Origin of the sequence: Haloferax sp. Atlit-12N, assembly GCF_003383095.1 — an archaeon.
Taxonomy (GTDB): domain Archaea; phylum Halobacteriota; class Halobacteria; order Halobacteriales; family Haloferacaceae; genus Haloferax.
Genome location: NZ_PSYW01000002.1, coordinates 544,413 through 560,420, shown reverse-complemented (window position 1 = coordinate 560,420; position 16,008 = coordinate 544,413). Strand labels below are relative to the sequence as shown.

Here is a 16,008-nt window from a genome sequence, read left to right as displayed (position 1 = left end):
CCGGGTATGGCAACAGGTGGCGGCCAAGGAACGATGACGCTCGCGTTCGAACTCTCCGCGCTCAAGCAGCTCGGCGACCCGAACGCGGCGTTTTCGGACGCCCGAACGTGGACGAAGTACATCGGCGTGGTGAGCGAGAAGCCGACCTACGTCGTGACGAACTTCACCCGGAAAGAGCGCATCCGGCAGGACTTCTTCTCCGGACCGCGCGGCGTCAAAGAGAGCCTCGAAAACGTGATGCGCCAGTTCGACACCGACCGGCACGTCTTCGTCGGCACGTCCGACGAGGACCGCGTGGTGGCCGAGGAAACCGGCTGGGAGTACCTCCCCGTCGAGGACGCCGCCGAGGCCGCCGAGTGGGTGCTCGCCGGCGACGACGACGCCCCCGCCGACCCCTTCGAAGACGAGGGTCGCGACGACTGGCCGTAGTCGGAACACAGCGGCGCGTTCGCCCGCGATTCGGTTCCCCTATCGAAAGCACTAATCAGCAACGGCACTTTTTATTCTTCGATGAGTCACCAGTTGCCTGACGTACAGGCCTCCCAGCCGGACGTGACCGTCGGGCTGAGCCAGGTCGGCGTCACAGGCGTCGAGAAGCTCGTCAAGATCGCCCGCGACGGGAAGCGACCCCTCGTCTTGATGGCTGAGTTCGAGGTCTTCGTCGACCTCCCCGGCGGCCGCAAGGGCATCGACATGAGCCGAAATATGCAGGTCATCGACGAGGTCCTCGAAGCCGCCGTCTCCGAGCCGGCCTACCGCGTAGAGGACATGTGTGGCGACGCCGCCGAGCGCCTCCTCGCGAAACACGAGTACACGACGACCGCCGAGGTCAGCATGACCGCCGAACTCGTCGTCCGCGAGGACACCCCCGCAAGCGGACTCTCCACCCAGAGCACCGCACAGATTATCGCCAGCGCCACCGCGACCGACGAGGGCACCCGCGAGGAAATCGGTGCGGAAGTGGTCGGCATGACCGTCTGCCCCTGTTCGCAGGGCATGTCCGCCTCCCGCGCCCGCGACGTGTTGCAGGACCTCTCCGTGGACGACGACACCATCGAGGAGTTCCTCGACAAGGTCCCCCAGCCGGGCCACTCCCAGCGCGGCCACGCCACGCTCACCGTCGAGACGGAGGGCTCGCCCGAGGTCGACCTCATGGACCTCATCGACATCGCCCGCGACTCGATGTCGGCGCGCATCTACAACCTCGCGAAGCGCCCCGACGAGGACCACATGACCTACCACGCCCACGCGAACGCGAAGTTCGTCGAGGACTGCGTCCGCTCGATGGCCGAGATGTCCATCGAGGCGCTCGACCACCTCGGCGACGACGCGGTGGTCCACATGAAACAGTCGAACGACGAGTCGATTCACCAGCACAACGCGCACGCCGAGCGCGAGGTGACGCTGGGACAGCTCCGCGACGAACTCGACGCCTAAACGGGCTCCGAATCCGGAGCCGACCGTTTTCTCTTTCCGATTCGCCTACAGCGGGAGCGGTGCCGCTTCCTCCCAGCGCGGGTCGAACGTCTCTCGAAGGTTCGCCGCGAACTCGGGGTCTTTCAGGTCTATCATGGCGAACGCCTGTCCGGGGTTGAGGGGGTTCGGCACCTCGATACAGACCTCCACGTCGTCGATGAGGTTGAACACGCCCGTGACGTTCTCGGCAGTTCGCACGTGGAAGTTCTCCGCGCTCGACAGCCGGTTCATGTAGCTCTGGCCGACGCTCTCGGGCAGGTTGTCGACGAGGCCCGGCGACATGAGCATCGAAACCTCGACCCCGCGGTCGAGCGCGGCCTCCAGTTCGTCGACGACGAGGTCGCCGACGGCGTCGAGGTCGAACTGCGGCGAGGGCGTCCCGGCGACCATCACGAGCGAGTCGTCGGCCGCCGCGAGTCGCTCGACGAGCAGGTCGATGGTCTCGTCCGCGCCGACCGCGGCCGTCCAGAACTGGTCGTGGACCGGCTCCGCGGCGTCGAGTTCGTCGGTCAACTCGGCGACGACGTTCTCGTACTGCTCGGCCTTCTCGGCCAGCTCTTGGCGCTTCGATTCGAGCAGGCGGTCGAGCGCCGTGTCGGGCTCGACGGCGACGTACTTCTTCGGCCGGCTAGCCGCCTGACTCCGGATGAGGTGGTACTGTTCGAGGCTGTTCAGCACGTCGTAGACGCGGCCCATAGGCACGTCGCTGGCGCGCGATAACTCCTTGGCCGTCGTCGCGCCCGTCCGCAGGAGCGCGCGGTAGGCACGGGCCTCGTATTCGGATAACCCGAGGTCTCGCAGACTGGTCATGCACCGTCCGTCACGTTTCTCCTTGATAAACAAACCGGATGTTTACACCCGCTTTCGGTTGCCGCCGGTCGCGGTCAGGCGTCGGGCGTGACTGAGGAGACCGCCTGCATCAACTCCTCGGGAGTGGTTGCGTCCACCGTCGTCTCGCCGGCGCTGACGCGCGCGGTCCCGTCGGCGAGGTCGTCGGCGTCGGCGTCGGGAACCACGAGCGCCTCGTGGTCCGCGACGCGAAGCGCCGCCCGGTGGAGGTCGGAGCCGACGCCGTCGTTGAGTTCGACGAGAAGCGGGTCGCGGAGCAGACGCGCCGCCGCGGTCCCGTAGGCGGCAATCTGTACGCCGATTCGGTCCCACGCGCCAGCGAACGCCGCGATAGTCTCCTGTGCCACCTCGCGGTAGCGCTCGTCGCCCGTGAGCGCTGCGAGGTCGAGCAGCGCGTTCGCCATCTCCACGTTCCCGTCGAGCGGTCGGAGCGGCGACGACAGGAGCGCCTCGCCGCTCGCGGGGCCGTCGAGGAACGAGCCCTCGTCGAACAGTTCGCCGATGGCGGCGTCGGCGGCATCGGCGGCGAAATCGAGAAGCGGGTCGCCCGCCACCGACTCGTCGCCGAGCACCTGCCGGGCGCGGCAGGCGGCGGCGACCACGCGCGCTTGGTCTTCGAGCAGAAGCGTCTCGCCCACGTCGCCGCCGGACCGGAAGTGGGTCACGACGCCGTCGTCAACGAGGTCCTCGGCGACGCGAGCGAGCGCGCGGGAGCCGAACTCGCGGGCCCGCTCGTCGTCGGTGAGCCCCGCGAGAACCAACAGCGCGTCCGCGGCGAGGGCGTTGCCGCCGGCGTAGACGGTGAGGTCGGTCCGCGGGCCGGGCGCGTTGTCGCGGCCCTCCTTCCCGAGGAGGTAGTAGTCCGTCCCCGCGGCGGGACCCATGCTCCCCGCGAAGCCGGTTCCCGTCCACAGCGAGTCGACGAGGAACTCGGCGGTTCCCGCGGCCGGGTCGAGGTAGGCGTCCTCGCCGGTGTAGCGGTAGCCGTTGGCGAACGCCCGCAGGAGCGCGGCGTTCGATTTGAGCGTCTTCTCGCGGTTCGGCTTCGACCACGCGGCGTCGTCGGCGTAGCGGAAGAAGCCGCCCTCGACGGGGTCGTACAGGCCGTCGCGAATCGCGTCGAGCGACCGGAGCGCTCGGCTTCGGTCGCGCTTCAGCGCGAACTCGACGGTCCGCGGGAGCGGGAACTTCGCGGCGTCGCCCCAGCCGCCGTGGGCCTCGTCGAAGGCGACTTCCAACTGGCCGGCGAGGTGCGACTCGATTCGGGGGGAAACCTCGCCCGCGGGCGGGAGGTCGCCTCTGAGCGCTCGCGGGAGACGGCCGGCGTCAGCGCCCTTCTTCTCCCACACCTCACGCACGCGGTCGATGACCTGCCGCATGCCGTCGGGGCCGATGAACGTCGCGCCCGTGATGGGGTGGCCGTCGGGCGCGAGGAAGACGGTCGAGGGGAAGCCGCCCATGTTGTACCGCTCGCGGATGCGCGGTTGGCGGTCCACGTTCACCCGAATCGGAACGAAGCCGTCGTTGAGATTCGCCGCGATTCGCGGCTCCGCGTACGTCTCGGCGTCCATCTCGTGACAGTCCTCGCACCACGTCGCCGACAGCGACAGCAGGATTGGCTTGTCCGCCGCTCGCGCCTCGGCGAACGCGTCGGGGCCCCACTCTCGCCATTCGACGCGCGTCTCGTCGGTCATGTCCACCCATCCGCGGTGGACGCGGGTAAGCGCTTCGAGCCCTCGTGGCACGACCGGTCGCCGTCGGCTGGTCGCGCGAGTTCCTCGACGGCCATCGCGGACGGATTCGGGAGGCCGGCGCGCCGCGGGCGGGACAAAAGGGCTATGGGTCGCGACCCGGTAGTGTCGCCCATGCGAACGCGCACGCTGATGGCGCTCTTGCTCCTCATCCCCCTCTCCGACGCGTTGCTACTCGTGGTCGTCGCGCAGTACATCAACCTCGTGCCGACGGTCGCGCTCGTCGTCCTGACCGGGCTCGTCGGGATGCTCATCGTCCGCGCCGAGGGGCGACACACCCTCAGAAGCCTCCAGTCGAAGTTCGCCGGGGGCGACCTCCCGACGAACGAGGTCATGGACGGCGGCCTGCTCATCGCCGCGGGCGCGTTCCTCCTCACGCCGGGGCTCGTCACCGACACCATCGGCTTCCTGCTCGCCATCCCGGTGACTCGGTACCCCATCCGCGAGGTGCTCAAGCGCTTCGTCGTCAAGCCGTACCTCGACAAGCGCGCCGACGGCTTCGTCACCGGCAACGTCTGGACGACCGGCTTCCCGCAGGGCGACTTCGGTCCCGGCGGTCCCGGTGGCCCCGGTGGTTCGCCCGGCCCGAGCGGTGGAAACGGTTCGGGCGGAAGCAGTGGGACCGGCAGTAGCGGGAGTAGCGGCGGCGACGGCGTCTACGACGCCGACCCCGACTCCTACCGGTTCGACGGCGACGGCAACGACTCCAAGTAGCGCGTCGGTTCTCTTCTCGTATCGGTTCTCGTCGGCGGGTTGTACGCACGTAGCCGCGCGATTTGCTCGCAATTCCGGTCCCGCAATCGACCGACGACGCCGACATTCACTAACACGCACCAACGCGCCTCCGAAAAGAAAGTCTTAAAATCAACAGCGCACAACGAGTGAATGCGCTTACCTGGGCCAATAGCTCAGTCAGGTTGAGCGCTCGGCTGATAACCGGGAGGCCCGCGGTTCAAATCCGCGTTGGCCCACTCCCGTTGGCAACGATTCGTTGCCGATGCGAGTTAGGGGCTCAAACTCCCCGGCCACCCAACTTCTGCGGATACTACTGACCGAGAGAGTGTTCGGTCCATCGTTCGTGTCCTCGGGACGAATCAGCGGTGAACACTCGACAGCCTCGACCGAGCACAACTGCCTCGGCACAGAAGATAGCTAATGTTTAACTCAAATACTCGATTACCTCGAACAAACAAACATCTATTTGCACATATTCGTCCAAACTTATCAGTACCTGGCTGGTCGGGCGGACGAATACGGAGAAATCTATATCACGCAATAGATTGTGGTACCGAATAACATGGAATACGAACTCACCTGTCTGTACGGGTGCGGCCACACCTCCACGGCCGACTCCCGCGAGGGCGTCGGCGTTCTCGTGATGGAACACATGGACGACGAACACGACACGCCCGTCGACCCGCTCGAAGCGGGAGAACTCGCGTTGAAGCGCTTCGACGGTGCGTCGCTCCGGCAGGCGCGGCAGTAGCCGACTACTCGAACTTCCGTCAGGTCTTCGAATCCGAGTTTCTCTCGACTATCACCGTCTCGTTCGTTCGAGGGGCCGCGCTGTCTATCGATTCAGCGGTTCGGCGAGCGACCTATCCGAACAAATTTACTCAGTTCTGTATCCCAGTAGTATTAAACCCGTACACGCCATACGTGTTGGTGATGCCAACCATCGACGTCTCCGAACACCTGTACCGCCAGATTGAGTCCGCCGCCGACGGTGAGGACCTCGACGCGGCGATGTGGAAGATGGTCGGCCGGTACCAGCGTGGTAACACGCCCGGCGACTGACAGGATTCGGACCCCCTCGACCCCTGACCGCGCGTGCGGTCATCATCAACCCCGCTCGCCGCAACTTGCCCTGTTTGCGGCGAGTCCGTTTTCCGTTTTCTGAGCGACTGTACCCGTGAGTGGGTTCGCCGTCGTGCTCGTCGGCCTCGTCCTTCTTTAGCGACGCGTCCGTAGCCTCTCGCGTGTTCGACGCCGAGCCCACCGGAACCCTCGGGAAGTTCGCGGAGACGATGCGCGTCTTCGCCGAGCGGCGGCCGTCCGTCCGCGACCTGTTGCGCAGTCGAACCGGGTCGCTCGACCGCATCCACGCGGTCCTGCCGTCGACCGTCGCGGTCGGCGAGTCGCTCGACCTCACAGTACAGGTGTGGGACGAGTACGAACGACTCCACGGCGCGTACGACGGCGACCTACGGGTGTCTGCGACGGACGATACTGCGACGTATCCAGACCGCGTCTCCCTCGCCGGCGACGACGAGGGCTACGTCAGACTCGCCGACGCCGTCTCCTTCGAGACGCCCGGCGTCCACTACCTGACCTTTTCGCGGCCCGGGTTCGACGAACGGTACGTCTCGAACCCCGTGTCCGTCTCCGCCGACTCCCCCGACGAGCGCGTCTACTGGGGTGATATCCACCTGCACTCGCGGCTCTCGGACGGCACGGGGAACTTGAAGAAGGGGTATCGGTTCGGCCGCGACGCGATGGACCTCGACGTCGTCGCCTACACCGACCACGACACGATGGGGTTTTTCATCCCGCCGTCGCTCCAGCGCGCCCTCATGCACGGGTGGTACTTCGACCGGTCGCGCCGCGTCGCCGACCGGTTTAACGACCCAGACGAGTTCGTGACGCTCGTCGGCTACGAGTGGACGAAACAGCCCAACTGCGGCGGCCACGTCAACGTCTACTTCGAGGACGCCGACGACGCCGTCCTTCTGGACTCCCGCGGCGGGACGACGGACACCTACGAGAAGCTCTGGAGTCGCCTCCGCGAGTTCGAGTCGACCCGCGACTCGCGGGTCGTGACGATTCCGCATCACCCGACCGAACGCATGTACCCCTTCGACTTCTCGGCCGTCGAGTACGACGACGAACTCGCGCCGCTCGTCGAGGTGTACTCGCAGTGGGGGTCGGGCGAACTCCCGGGCGACGAGGGGAACCCGTTTCCGCTGGCGATGGGTCGCGGCGAGACCGGCGAGTCGGGCCACTTCGTCCGCGACGCGCTCTCGATGGGCCACCGGGTCGGCCTCGTCGCGGGCGCGGACTACCACGGCCCGCACCCCGGGCACTCGCTCATCCACGCCGACCCGCACCTCCCCTCCGTTCGCGAGTGGGTCGAAGACGGCGTCGGCTGGTCGAGCATCTGGCGTGTCTGGAACGAGCGGAGCTACCCGGGCGGTCTCTCGGCGTTCCGCGCGCCCGAACTCACCCGCGAGGCGGTGTTCGAGAGCCTCCGGAGCCGCCGCGTCTACGGGACGACCCAGCCGCACCGCATCCTCGCGTCTCTCTCCGTCGGGGGCGTCGAACCCGGGCAGAACGACAGTTCGCTCCGCCTCGCCGCCCGAGACGAACTCCGCGAGGTCGACATCGAGGTCGCGGGGACCGCCCCGCTCGAACGCGTCGAGGTCGTGAAAAACGGCGAGACGTGGCGGTCGCAGGCGATTACCTCGGACCCCGACGCGCCGCTTTCGGCGTACACGACGTCCGTCTCGTGGACCGACGACGACCCGGTCGAGGGGACGGTCTGGGACGACGACCGGCGCTCGGCCGCCGACGCGTACTACCTCCGGATTACCCAGGTCCCGCGGGACTGCGAGTTCCCCGGGACCGCGTGGGTGGGCCCGGTCTGGGTCGAACCGCCGGACTGAGGGCGGCGCTCGCGGCGGCCGCGCTCGCGACCGGTCGGCCGCTCAGGCGAGGAACCTCGTCACGCCGAGGCTTTCTGCGACCAGCCACGCGACGAACAGCGCGTAGGTTCCGAGGAGGACGTACGACTCGCCGCGCGTCAGCGCCATCTCGGTCCGGAGGACGGCGAAGAAGACGACCGACGCGCCCGTGAGGAAGCTCATCATCGGGACGACCTCCTCGAAGGCGATGACCGCGCCCCCGGCGACGAGGATGCCGACCGGGAGGGCGACGAGGAGCGCGAACACGTTGCTCCCGAAGACGTTGGCGAGGCTCATCGGCGCGTTTCCCTGCCGGGCGGCCGCGACGCTGACGAACGTGTCGGGGAGGCTCGTGCCGGCGGCGACGACCGTCAGCCCCCAGAGGAACGGTGACGTGCCGAAGGCGTCGCCGAGGCCGACCGCCGCGCGGACGAGCAGTTCGGCCCCGACGAGGATAACCGCGAGCGACGCCACGAGAGCGGCCCATTCGCGTCTCGGGTCCACGTCGTTGACGGCGGCGGTGAGTTCGGCGCGGTGCTCCAGCGTGTCATGGTACTGCATGAACAGGTACAGGCCGTACAGCGCCAGCGGGATGAGCGCGAGCGCGGGACTCACGAACCCGTCGAGGCTCGCGGTGTCCGCCGCGGGCCGGTAGATGACCGCGAGCGAGAAGGTGAGCACGAGGACGGCGATAGAAAGCAGGTAGAACTGCGCCTCCTTGTAGACGAGGTCGCGGTTCGAGGCGAGCCGTCCGCCCTCGCCGACCATCGCCGACACGGACGGGATGATGAGGATGTTGTAGACGGCCGACCCGACGACCGCGCCGACGCCGATGTCGAACGACTGGTACCGGACCGTGGCGATGACGATGCTCGATAGCTCGGGGAAACTCGACCCCACGGCGGCGATGATGGCTCCCTGCACGATGGCGGGGAGTCCGTAGTACGCGCCCAAACGGTCCGAGGCCTGCACGAGCATGTCGCCGCCCTTCCACGCGAGAATCGCGCCGGCGGCTGTGAACGCGACGAGAACCGGAACTGATGCCACGCCCGCACTTCGGCGGCCGGTGGGAAAAAACCGACCCGACTGGCTACGTCGGCTGATTTCGGTTCGACTCGTCCACTCAGAACCCCTCGCGCAGGTAGCGGTCCCGCTCCGTGAACACCGAGGCGAGGGCGTCGGCCGCCTCCTCTCCGGTGACCGAGAGGCGGTCGGTGCGCGCGAGCGCCTCGACGGTCCGCGCGCCGACGAGGAGTTGCGAGAGCGCCCCGATTTCGACGGTCGCGTCCGGATTGGTGTCGTCACCAACTGATTCGACGCTCGCCGCGCCATCGTCGACGGCGACCCGGAACGACCCGTCGTTCCAGTCGCAGCGGTCGTCGGCGACCGCGAGAACGAGGTCGCAGGCGGCGTCGCCGGGGAACGACACCGCTTCGAGGGCGGCCGGCACGTCCACGATACGGACCATCGGCCCAGGCTTGATTTCGACCGTCGCCGCCCGCGGGTCGGTCAGGCCGTCGATGAGCCGGGTCGATTCGTGTTCCGACGAGAGGACGACCTCGTCGACCTGCGAGTCGTGGTCCCGCAGGAACCGAAACAGCTGTGCGCGGGCCTCGGCGTCGACCGCGACGAGCTCGCCCACGGACAGCGTCCGCGACTCCCAGTCGCCGCTCACGTCGTAGACGACGTAGCCGCGGAGGTCGCCGTCTCGCTCCCAGCCGTAGACGAACGGGTCGCCGTCCCAGCCGCGGAACAGTCGGTGGCGAATCCAGCCCTCGCTTCGGTCCACCGCGAGGTCTTCTGTCGCCGCGGCGGTGTGCACGTCCTTGACCCGGGCCCAGTCGTCGGCGTCGAGGCGGACGAACTCCCCGTCTGGGTCGGCGGCGACCGCCCCGAGTTCGTCGGGCGGAACCGTCGTCTTCGCGTAGTTGTTCGCCGTTGCCCAGCCGAATCGGCGGTAGAAGGCGTACTCGAACGGCCAGAGCGCCGAGAGATACCGGCCGGTGTCGCGGAACTCCGCGAGGAGGTCGTCGAGCATCGCGGCGACGTGGCCCTGTCGGCGCGCCTCTGGAGGTGACGCGACCGCCGAGATACCGGGGAGCGGGTGCCACTCGCCGCGGACCCGGGCCGTGAAGTCGTAGAAGGCACACACCGTCCGCAGGTCGGCCGCGCCGAGGTCCCCGACGGGCGCGTCGGGCGGGGCGTCGTAGAACCCTCGCGGGTGGTAGCCCTCGGGGTCAGGGACTCGCTCGTCCGACCAGTCGGGGCCGTTCTCGGGGCGGAAGGCGTAGTTGAGGAACTCGCGGTACGTCTCGCGGTGCTCCTCGGGGAGGGGACGGAGGTGCATACCCGCGGTGCGTCGGGGGACGATATAGGTTTTCGGTGCCGCGGGCGCGCAGTCGAGCGATTCGGCGCGTCGAGACGGGGGTCGAAGGCCGCTTCCCGAACCGTGCGATTCACGTCGCCTCGGTCCCGAGCCCTGCACATGAGCGAGACGAAGCAGTCGTTTCTGTCGCGGGGGAACCTCCTCCTCGCGGCGGTCGTGACGCTCGGCATCGTCCTCCCGGGCGTGGCGCGCCGCCTCCTCGGTGAGGCCGGCTACAACGACCTCGGGATGGTCGTGTTCGTCGTCGGCTACGCGGGCATGGTGCTCGTCGTCTGGTACGGGTGGATTCGCCCGCTCGACATCACCGGCCCGGCCGAGTAGCGCGCCCCCGTCCGTCGGGCGTCACCCGCGCCGACAGCGGTGTTCACCGACTCCGAAGACCGCGCCGACCGCCCGGTTGCCCCAATATCGGGGGGTTCGACCGCCGGTTTCCAACGAGAATAACGGAACTTTGATAGTCGATTCGAACCGACCGAGAAAACAAGAATGCTTCCCCTTCAGCTCGTAGACACCTTCCTGCTCGACTACAACATCGGGCAGGCGCTGTTGCTCGTGTTCATCCTGTCGACGGTTGGAACGCTGCCGCTGAAGTCCCGGCAGATCCTCGGTATCAACACCACGGTGTTCGGGCTCATCTTCCTTCTGACCCCGGTGTCGCTGGGCAAGGCTCACTACCTGTTCCTCGGGATTGCGCTCCTCATCGTCGGCCCCATCGTCTACGTCTCGGGCCGTCGCTGAGGGGACGCCGACGGGCGGCTTCGCCCGACTCACCGCCGTTTTTCGCCGACAGTACGACGGACCGACCGACCGCAACGGACGGTCCGCGACTCGTTTTTCGCTCGCGACGATTCCGAAGAACGCGACGTTTAAACGGAGAGAACCGCAACCCACGGGTATGTCTGAACCGAGCGTTCCCGGCGGCCGCGGGGCCGTCTTGGACCTCCCCTGCGGCGAGACGAAGCGCGTCCGGGAACTCGACTTGGGCAAACGGGAGTTCGACTGTCCGTGCGGCGACAGCCACGCCGTCGTCATGGACGTTCACCCGCCCGACCGTTTCCTCCCGGAGTTCCTCGTCGAAATCCTTCAGGAGACCATCGAGACCACGAGCGACGACATGCCCGAGTTCGGGACGGCCCACCTCATGGGCATCGTCCTCGAGGAGTTCCCCGAGGCCGTCGTCTCCGAAGACGTGTCCGAGGACGGCGAACTCGGCGCGGGTATCGTCTGGGTGACCGATTTCGATTCTCGAAGGCTCCACGAGATAATCGTCGAACTCGTCGTGGAACTGATGGAACACGCCGTCAGCCACGCCGACGACGACGACGTCGTCTCGGAGTTCGAGTCGAAGATGCTGCAGTTCGACGTGAGCGAGTTCGTCGACCAGTACCGCGCCCAGCGCGACCTCGACCCCGAACCCTACATGTAGCGCGCGGGCCGAGCGCCCTGCTTTTCAGTCGATTCGAAGCCGCTCTACCGTCGGGTCCAGGGTCGCCTTCGCGCCGAGCGGAAGCGGGACCGTCGGGTCGGCGTGGCCGAACTCCACGTCGAACACCGCGGTCGCGTCGGGGTTGTACGCGTCGAGGACCGACAGGACCTCCGCGCGGAGCTGCGCGCCGTAGTCGGCCGGCGGTTCCCACTCCAGTCCGGGCGAGTACGTTCGCGGGCGACCGACCACGACGCCGTCGAACCGTTCTAACAGCCCGCGTTCGCCCATCGCCCGCAGCGTGTACCGGACTTCTCGGGGCAGCGGCACGTCCTCCGAGGTTTCGAGCGCGAGCACCGCGCCGTCCAGTTCCTCGGGGTCGGGGAGGTAGCGACCGGTCTGGAGATGCCACTTCAGGATGCTGAAGTTGGCGCCCCAGAGCCGACCCGTCACGCGGTCGTCGCCCCGCCACGTCCGCCCCGGATTGTCGTGCCACTCTCTCGGTTCTTCGGTGTCGAAGTCGAACCAGTCGTCGGTCCACTCCGGGGCGGGTTCGACGACGCCGATGGAGCGCTCGAAGAACGCCCGCCGGAGGTATCGCTCGACGTACGGGTGGATTTCGGGGTCCACGGTGAGCGTCGGGTGGAGCGTCGCGCCGTAGCTCACGATGCCGTGGTTCCAGAGGAACAGCCGGAGGTTGTCGTTGTCGCTGAAGCCGAAGAAACGCGTCGGCGACGCGGTCAGCCGCGCCGGGTCGAGATGCGGAAGGATTCGAAGCTGGTCGTCGCCGCCGGTGACGGCGATAACGCCGCGTATCGACGGGTCCTCGAAGGCCTCCATCACGTCCTCCGCGCGCGCCGCCGGGTTGTTCCGGAGCCACTCCCAATCGCGGCGGGCGGACTCGAAGACGACCGGGTCAAGCGAGAACACGTCGCGGAGTCGCGCGCACGCGCGGTCCAAGTGTGACTCGTCGATGGGACGCGACGGCGCGACGACCGCGACCCGGCTCCCGGCGTCGAGCGGCGGCGGCGTCGTGAATACCGCGGGCATGCGTAGCCGATACTCGGATCCCCGTCAAAAGCCTTCCCCGGCCGCGACAGCGCCGTTCGGTGACCTTTTCGAAATTCGCAATCGAGTTTCGGACCTCGTAATTTTTCGCCGGACTTATTACGATGTGCGGATTGGATTCCGACGATGACTGACGAGGACACCTCGACCGGACCTCAGCAAGGCACAGAGGACCGGACGATTTTGCTCATCGGAAGCGGCCCAATCCAGATTGGACAGGCGGCGGAATTCGACTACTCCGGCGCGCAGGCCTGCCGCGCGCTCCGAGAGGAAGGCGCGCGAGTTGTCCTCGTCAACTCGAACCCCGCGACCATCATGACCGACCCCGAGATGGCCGACAAGGTCTACATCGAGCCCATCACGACCGAGGCCATCTCCGAGATTATCGAACGCGAGCGCCCCGACGGCGTCATCGCCGGACTGGGCGGTCAGACCGGACTCAACGTCACGGCCGAACTCGCAGAGGAAGGCGTCCTCGAGGAGTTCGACGTGGATATCATGGGCACGCCGCTCGACACCATCTACGCGACGGAGGACCGCGACCTCTTCCGCCAGCGCATGGAGAAAATCGGCCAGCCCGTCCCGAAGTCGACGACCATCTCGCTGGAGGAAGGCGAGGCGGTCGAGAACATCACCGAGGAGGCCCTCGTAGAGCGCGTCGAAGACTCCGTCGACGCCGTCGGCGGCCTGCCGGTCATCTCGCGGACGACCTATACGCTCGGCGGTTCCGGCTCCGGCGTCGTCCACGAGATGGACGAACTCGTCTCCCGCGTCCGCAAGGGACTTCGCCTCTCGCGCAACAGCGAGGTGCTCATCACGGAGTCCATCTCCGGGTGGGTCGAACTCGAATACGAGGTGATGCGCGACGCCGACGACTCGTGTATCATCATCTGCAACATGGAGAACATCGACCCGATGGGGATTCACACCGGCGAGTCCACCGTCGTCACGCCCTCGCAGGTCATCCCCGACGAGGGCCACCAGGAGATGCGCGACGCCGCGCTCCAGGTCATCCGCGAACTCGGCATTCAGGGCGGCTGTAACATCCAGTTCGCGTGGCACGACGACGGCACGCCCGGCGGCGAGTACCGCGTCGTCGAGGTGAACCCGCGCGTCTCGCGGTCCTCCGCGCTCGCATCCAAGGCGACCGGTTACCCCATCGCCCGCGTCACGGCGAAGGTCGCACTCGGCAAGCGCCTCCACGAGATTACCAACGAAATCACCGGCGAGACCACCGCCGCCTTCGAACCCGCAATCGACTACGTGGTCACGAAGGTCCCGCGGTGGCCCAAGGACAAGTTCACCGACGTGGACTTCGAGCTCTCGACGGCCATGAAGTCCACCGGCGAGGCGATGTCTATCGGGCGCACTTTCGAGGAGTCGCTTCTGAAGGCGCTCCGCTCGTCCGAGTACGACCCCGCCGCCGACTGGGACGAAGTGTCCGACGAGGAGCTCGAAGCTGAGTACCTCGAAAAACCGACTCCCGACCGTCCGTACGCCATCTTCGAGGCGTTCGAGCGCGGCTACACCACGGAGGACGTGGTCGAACTGACCGACATCCACGAGTGGTACGTCGAGCGCTTCGGCCGCGTCGTCGAAGCGGTCGAGGCCGCCTCCGATGGCGGCTTCGCCGCCGCCGCCTCCGCCGGCCACACCAACGCCAGCATCGCCGCGGCGACCGGCACGAGCGTCGGCGAGGTCGAACAGAACGTCCCCGGCCGCACCTACAAGCAGGTCGACACCTGCGCCGGCGAGTTCGCCGCGCAGACGCCGTACTACTACTCCGCACGCAAGCCCGAGTTCTTCCGCGGGCCCTTCGAGGGCGACTCGGCGGGTAACGAACTCCGCGTCGACCGCGATATGGAGAGCGTCGTCGTCGTCGGCGGCGGTCCCATCCGCATCGGACAGGGCGTCGAGTTCGACTACTGTTCGGTCCACGCGGTGCAGGCGCTCCGCGACATGGGCATCGACGCGCACGTCGTCAACAACAACCCCGAGACGGTGTCGACGGACTACGACACCTCCGACGGCCTGTTCTTCGAGCCCATTACGGCAGAAGAGGTCGCCGACGTCATCGAGGCCATCGACGCCGACGGCGTCATGCTCCAGTTCGGCGGCCAGACCTCGGTCAACATCGGTCACCCGCTCGAATCGGAACTCAAGCGCCGCGGCGTCGACTGCGAGATTCTCGGCACGACCATCGACGCGATGGACCTCGCCGAGGACCGCGACCGCTTCAACCGCCTGATGGACGACCTCGGCATCCTCCAGCCCGAAGGCGGCTCCGCGACCAGCGAGGAAGAGGCGCTCGACCTCGCAAACGACCTCGGCTACCCCGTGCTCGTTCGCCCGTCGTACGTCCTCGGCGGCCGCGCGATGGAAATCGTCCACTCCGACGAGGACCTCAAGGAGTACATCGAGGAGGCCGTTCGCGTCTCCCCCGACAAGCCCATCCTTATCGACGAGTTCCTCGCCGACGGCGTCGAACTCGACGTTGACGCCGTCTCCGACGGCGAGAACGTCCTCATCGGCGGCGTGATGGAACACGTCGAGGCCGCCGGCGTCCACTCCGGCGACTCCGCGTGTATGATTCCGCCGCGCTCGCTCGACGACGAGACGATGGCCCGCGTCCGCGAGGTCACGGAGGACATCGCCAGCGCCCTCGACACGGTCGGCCTGATGAACGTCCAACTCGCGGTCAAGCAGAACGAGGAGGGCTCGAACGACGTGTACGTCCTCGAAGCCAACCCGCGTTCCTCGCGCACCGTCCCGTTCGTCTCGAAGGCGACGGGCGTCCCAATCGCAAAGCTCGCGGCGAAAGTCATGGCCGGCAACTCGCTTGCCGACCTCGACGTGAGCGAGCAGATTCCCGAGCAGGTGTCGGTCAAGGAGGTCGTCCTCCCGTTCGACCGCCTGCCGGGTTCGGACCCACGTCTCGGCCCGGAGATGAAGTCCACGGGCGAGGTCATGGGCACCGCGACCTCGTTCGGCAAGGCCTACGAGAAGGCTCAGTCGGCGGCTAACGACCCGATTCCGGCCGACGGCACCATCTACGTCGACCTCGCGGACCCCGAGTTCCCCGACGCCGACAGCGAGGCCGGACAGGAACTGCTCGACGCCTTCGGCGAGTACTACGAGGTGCTCACGCCCGGGGACGTCGACGACTTCCTCACGATGCTCCGCGAGGATAACTTCGACTTCGTCGTCTCCCGCGACCGCGAGACGCTCATCGACTGCGTCGAAGAGGAGGTCAGCTACTTCTCGACGTACGCCTCCGCGAAGGCGGCCCTCGAAGCGCGCGGCGCGGCCGACGAGGACATCGACGTGCTCCCGGTCGGCGAGCGCCCGCGCGTCGTCGCCAACTGGGGCCAGTAA

15 protein-coding genes and 1 tRNA gene are annotated in these 16,008 nt (G+C 67.3%); 11 read left to right on the top strand and 5 right to left on the bottom strand.

The features are described from left to right. Positions 1-33: 33 nt before the first annotated feature. Positions 34-429: a hypothetical protein gene (locus tag C5B90_RS11145; protein WP_199517507.1), complete on the top strand. Its 396-nt coding sequence runs from the start codon at positions 34-36 to the stop codon at positions 427-429. A gap of 81 nt (positions 430-510) precedes the next feature. Then, positions 511-1,437, top strand: coding sequence for a GTP cyclohydrolase MptA (mptA, locus tag C5B90_RS11140; protein WP_058566770.1), 927 nt, complete (start codon positions 511-513; stop codon positions 1,435-1,437). A gap of 45 nt (positions 1,438-1,482) precedes the next feature. Here the strand turns inward: mptA and C5B90_RS11135 are convergent, their stop codons facing one another. Together C5B90_RS11135 and C5B90_RS11130 are read right to left on the bottom strand one after the other, a co-directional pair. Next, positions 1,483-2,286: a TrmB family transcriptional regulator gene (locus tag C5B90_RS11135; protein WP_115881495.1), complete on the bottom strand. Its 804-nt coding sequence runs from the start codon at positions 2,284-2,286 to the stop codon at positions 1,483-1,485. Positions 2,287-2,360: 74 nt separating this feature from the next. After that, on the bottom strand, positions 2,361-4,019 hold the full coding sequence (locus C5B90_RS11130) for a DUF255 domain-containing protein (protein WP_115881494.1): 1,659 nt from the start codon (positions 4,017-4,019) through the stop codon (positions 2,361-2,363). A 171-nt stretch (positions 4,020-4,190) separates the two neighbouring features. Between C5B90_RS11130 and C5B90_RS11125 the strand changes: the two genes are divergently transcribed. The 5 genes from C5B90_RS11125 to C5B90_RS11110 all read left to right on the top strand — a co-directional run bounded on the left by C5B90_RS11125 (position 4,191) and on the right by C5B90_RS11110 (position 7,738). After that, complete coding sequence (locus tag C5B90_RS11125; protein ID WP_199517479.1) at positions 4,191-4,790, top strand: FxsA family protein; 600 nt, start codon at positions 4,191-4,193, stop codon at positions 4,788-4,790. A gap of 183 nt (positions 4,791-4,973) precedes the next feature. Next, positions 4,974-5,047 (top strand) — tRNA-Ile (locus tag C5B90_RS11120). A gap of 326 nt (positions 5,048-5,373) precedes the next feature. Continuing rightward, a complete protein-coding gene (locus tag C5B90_RS11115; protein ID WP_004975400.1) occupies positions 5,374-5,562 on the top strand; it encodes a hypothetical protein in 189 nt (62 codons plus the stop codon). Between the two features lie 182 nt (positions 5,563-5,744). Next, positions 5,745-5,873 carry a hypothetical protein gene (locus tag C5B90_RS21215; RefSeq protein ID WP_004042243.1) on the top strand — a complete coding sequence of 43 codons (129 nt, stop codon included), beginning with the start codon at positions 5,745-5,747 and terminating at the stop codon, positions 5,871-5,873. A 182-nt stretch (positions 5,874-6,055) separates the two neighbouring features. Then, a complete protein-coding gene (locus C5B90_RS11110; protein WP_115881490.1) occupies positions 6,056-7,738 on the top strand; it encodes a DUF3604 domain-containing protein in 1,683 nt (560 codons plus the stop codon). A gap of 42 nt (positions 7,739-7,780) precedes the next feature. Here the strand turns inward: C5B90_RS11110 and C5B90_RS11105 are convergent, their stop codons facing one another. Together C5B90_RS11105 and eis are read right to left on the bottom strand one after the other, a co-directional pair. Further along, positions 7,781-8,803 (bottom strand): sodium:calcium antiporter, encoded by a 1,023-nt coding sequence (locus C5B90_RS11105; RefSeq protein ID WP_115881488.1) that lies wholly within the window; start codon positions 8,801-8,803, stop codon positions 7,781-7,783. A gap of 76 nt (positions 8,804-8,879) precedes the next feature. Beyond that, the gene (gene eis, locus C5B90_RS11100; protein WP_115881486.1) at positions 8,880-10,103 is read right to left on the bottom strand and encodes an enhanced intracellular survival protein Eis; all 1,224 of its coding nucleotides are present in this window, start codon (positions 10,101-10,103) and stop codon (positions 8,880-8,882) included. Between the two features lie 138 nt (positions 10,104-10,241). Between eis and C5B90_RS11095 the strand changes: the two genes are divergently transcribed. The 3 genes from C5B90_RS11095 to C5B90_RS11085 all read left to right on the top strand — a co-directional run bounded on the left by C5B90_RS11095 (position 10,242) and on the right by C5B90_RS11085 (position 11,568). Further along, positions 10,242-10,463: a hypothetical protein gene (locus C5B90_RS11095; protein ID WP_058566783.1), complete on the top strand. Its 222-nt coding sequence runs from the start codon at positions 10,242-10,244 to the stop codon at positions 10,461-10,463. Positions 10,464-10,628: 165 nt separating this feature from the next. Continuing rightward, positions 10,629-10,880 carry a hypothetical protein gene (locus tag C5B90_RS11090; protein WP_008095666.1) on the top strand — a complete coding sequence of 84 codons (252 nt, stop codon included), beginning with the start codon at positions 10,629-10,631 and terminating at the stop codon, positions 10,878-10,880. A gap of 157 nt (positions 10,881-11,037) precedes the next feature. Then, positions 11,038-11,568: a DUF5815 family protein gene (locus C5B90_RS11085; RefSeq protein WP_004969680.1), complete on the top strand. Its 531-nt coding sequence runs from the start codon at positions 11,038-11,040 to the stop codon at positions 11,566-11,568. Between the two features lie 24 nt (positions 11,569-11,592). On the opposite strand, the gene C5B90_RS11080 is transcribed toward C5B90_RS11085, so the two are convergent. Beyond that, the gene (locus C5B90_RS11080; RefSeq protein WP_115881484.1) at positions 11,593-12,615 is read right to left on the bottom strand and encodes a S66 peptidase family protein; all 1,023 of its coding nucleotides are present in this window, start codon (positions 12,613-12,615) and stop codon (positions 11,593-11,595) included. Positions 12,616-12,759: 144 nt separating this feature from the next. On the opposite strand from C5B90_RS11080, the gene carB reads away from it, so the two are divergent. Then, positions 12,760-16,008 carry a carbamoyl-phosphate synthase large subunit gene (carB, locus tag C5B90_RS11075; RefSeq protein WP_115881482.1) on the top strand — a complete coding sequence of 1,083 codons (3,249 nt, stop codon included), beginning with the start codon at positions 12,760-12,762 and terminating at the stop codon, positions 16,006-16,008.

What these genes read in the sequence shown, in the direction of transcription:
- C5B90_RS11080 (WP_115881484.1), bottom strand. Translation starts at nt 12,615, where the DNA reads ATGCCCGCGGTATTCACGACGCCGCCGCCGCTCGACGCCGGGAGCCGG.
- C5B90_RS11085 (WP_004969680.1), top strand. Translation starts at nt 11,038, where the DNA reads ATGTCTGAACCGAGCGTTCCCGGCGGCCGCGGGGCCGTCTTGGACCTC.
- C5B90_RS21215 (WP_004042243.1), top strand. Translation starts at nt 5,745, where the DNA reads ATGCCAACCATCGACGTCTCCGAACACCTGTACCGCCAGATTGAGTCC.
- C5B90_RS11090 (WP_008095666.1), top strand. Translation starts at nt 10,629, where the DNA reads ATGCTTCCCCTTCAGCTCGTAGACACCTTCCTGCTCGACTACAACATC.
- C5B90_RS11145 (WP_199517507.1), top strand. Translation starts at nt 34, where the DNA reads ATGACGCTCGCGTTCGAACTCTCCGCGCTCAAGCAGCTCGGCGACCCG.
- carB (WP_115881482.1), top strand. Translation starts at nt 12,760, where the DNA reads ATGACTGACGAGGACACCTCGACCGGACCTCAGCAAGGCACAGAGGAC.
- C5B90_RS11130 (WP_115881494.1), bottom strand. Translation starts at nt 4,019, where the DNA reads ATGACCGACGAGACGCGCGTCGAATGGCGAGAGTGGGGCCCCGACGCG.
- C5B90_RS11095 (WP_058566783.1), top strand. Translation starts at nt 10,242, where the DNA reads ATGAGCGAGACGAAGCAGTCGTTTCTGTCGCGGGGGAACCTCCTCCTC.
- mptA (WP_058566770.1), top strand. Translation starts at nt 511, where the DNA reads ATGAGTCACCAGTTGCCTGACGTACAGGCCTCCCAGCCGGACGTGACC.
- C5B90_RS11115 (WP_004975400.1), top strand. Translation starts at nt 5,374, where the DNA reads ATGGAATACGAACTCACCTGTCTGTACGGGTGCGGCCACACCTCCACG.
- eis (WP_115881486.1), bottom strand. Translation starts at nt 10,103, where the DNA reads ATGCACCTCCGTCCCCTCCCCGAGGAGCACCGCGAGACGTACCGCGAG.
- C5B90_RS11125 (WP_199517479.1), top strand. Translation starts at nt 4,191, where the DNA reads ATGCGAACGCGCACGCTGATGGCGCTCTTGCTCCTCATCCCCCTCTCC.
- C5B90_RS11135 (WP_115881495.1), bottom strand. Translation starts at nt 2,286, where the DNA reads ATGACCAGTCTGCGAGACCTCGGGTTATCCGAATACGAGGCCCGTGCC.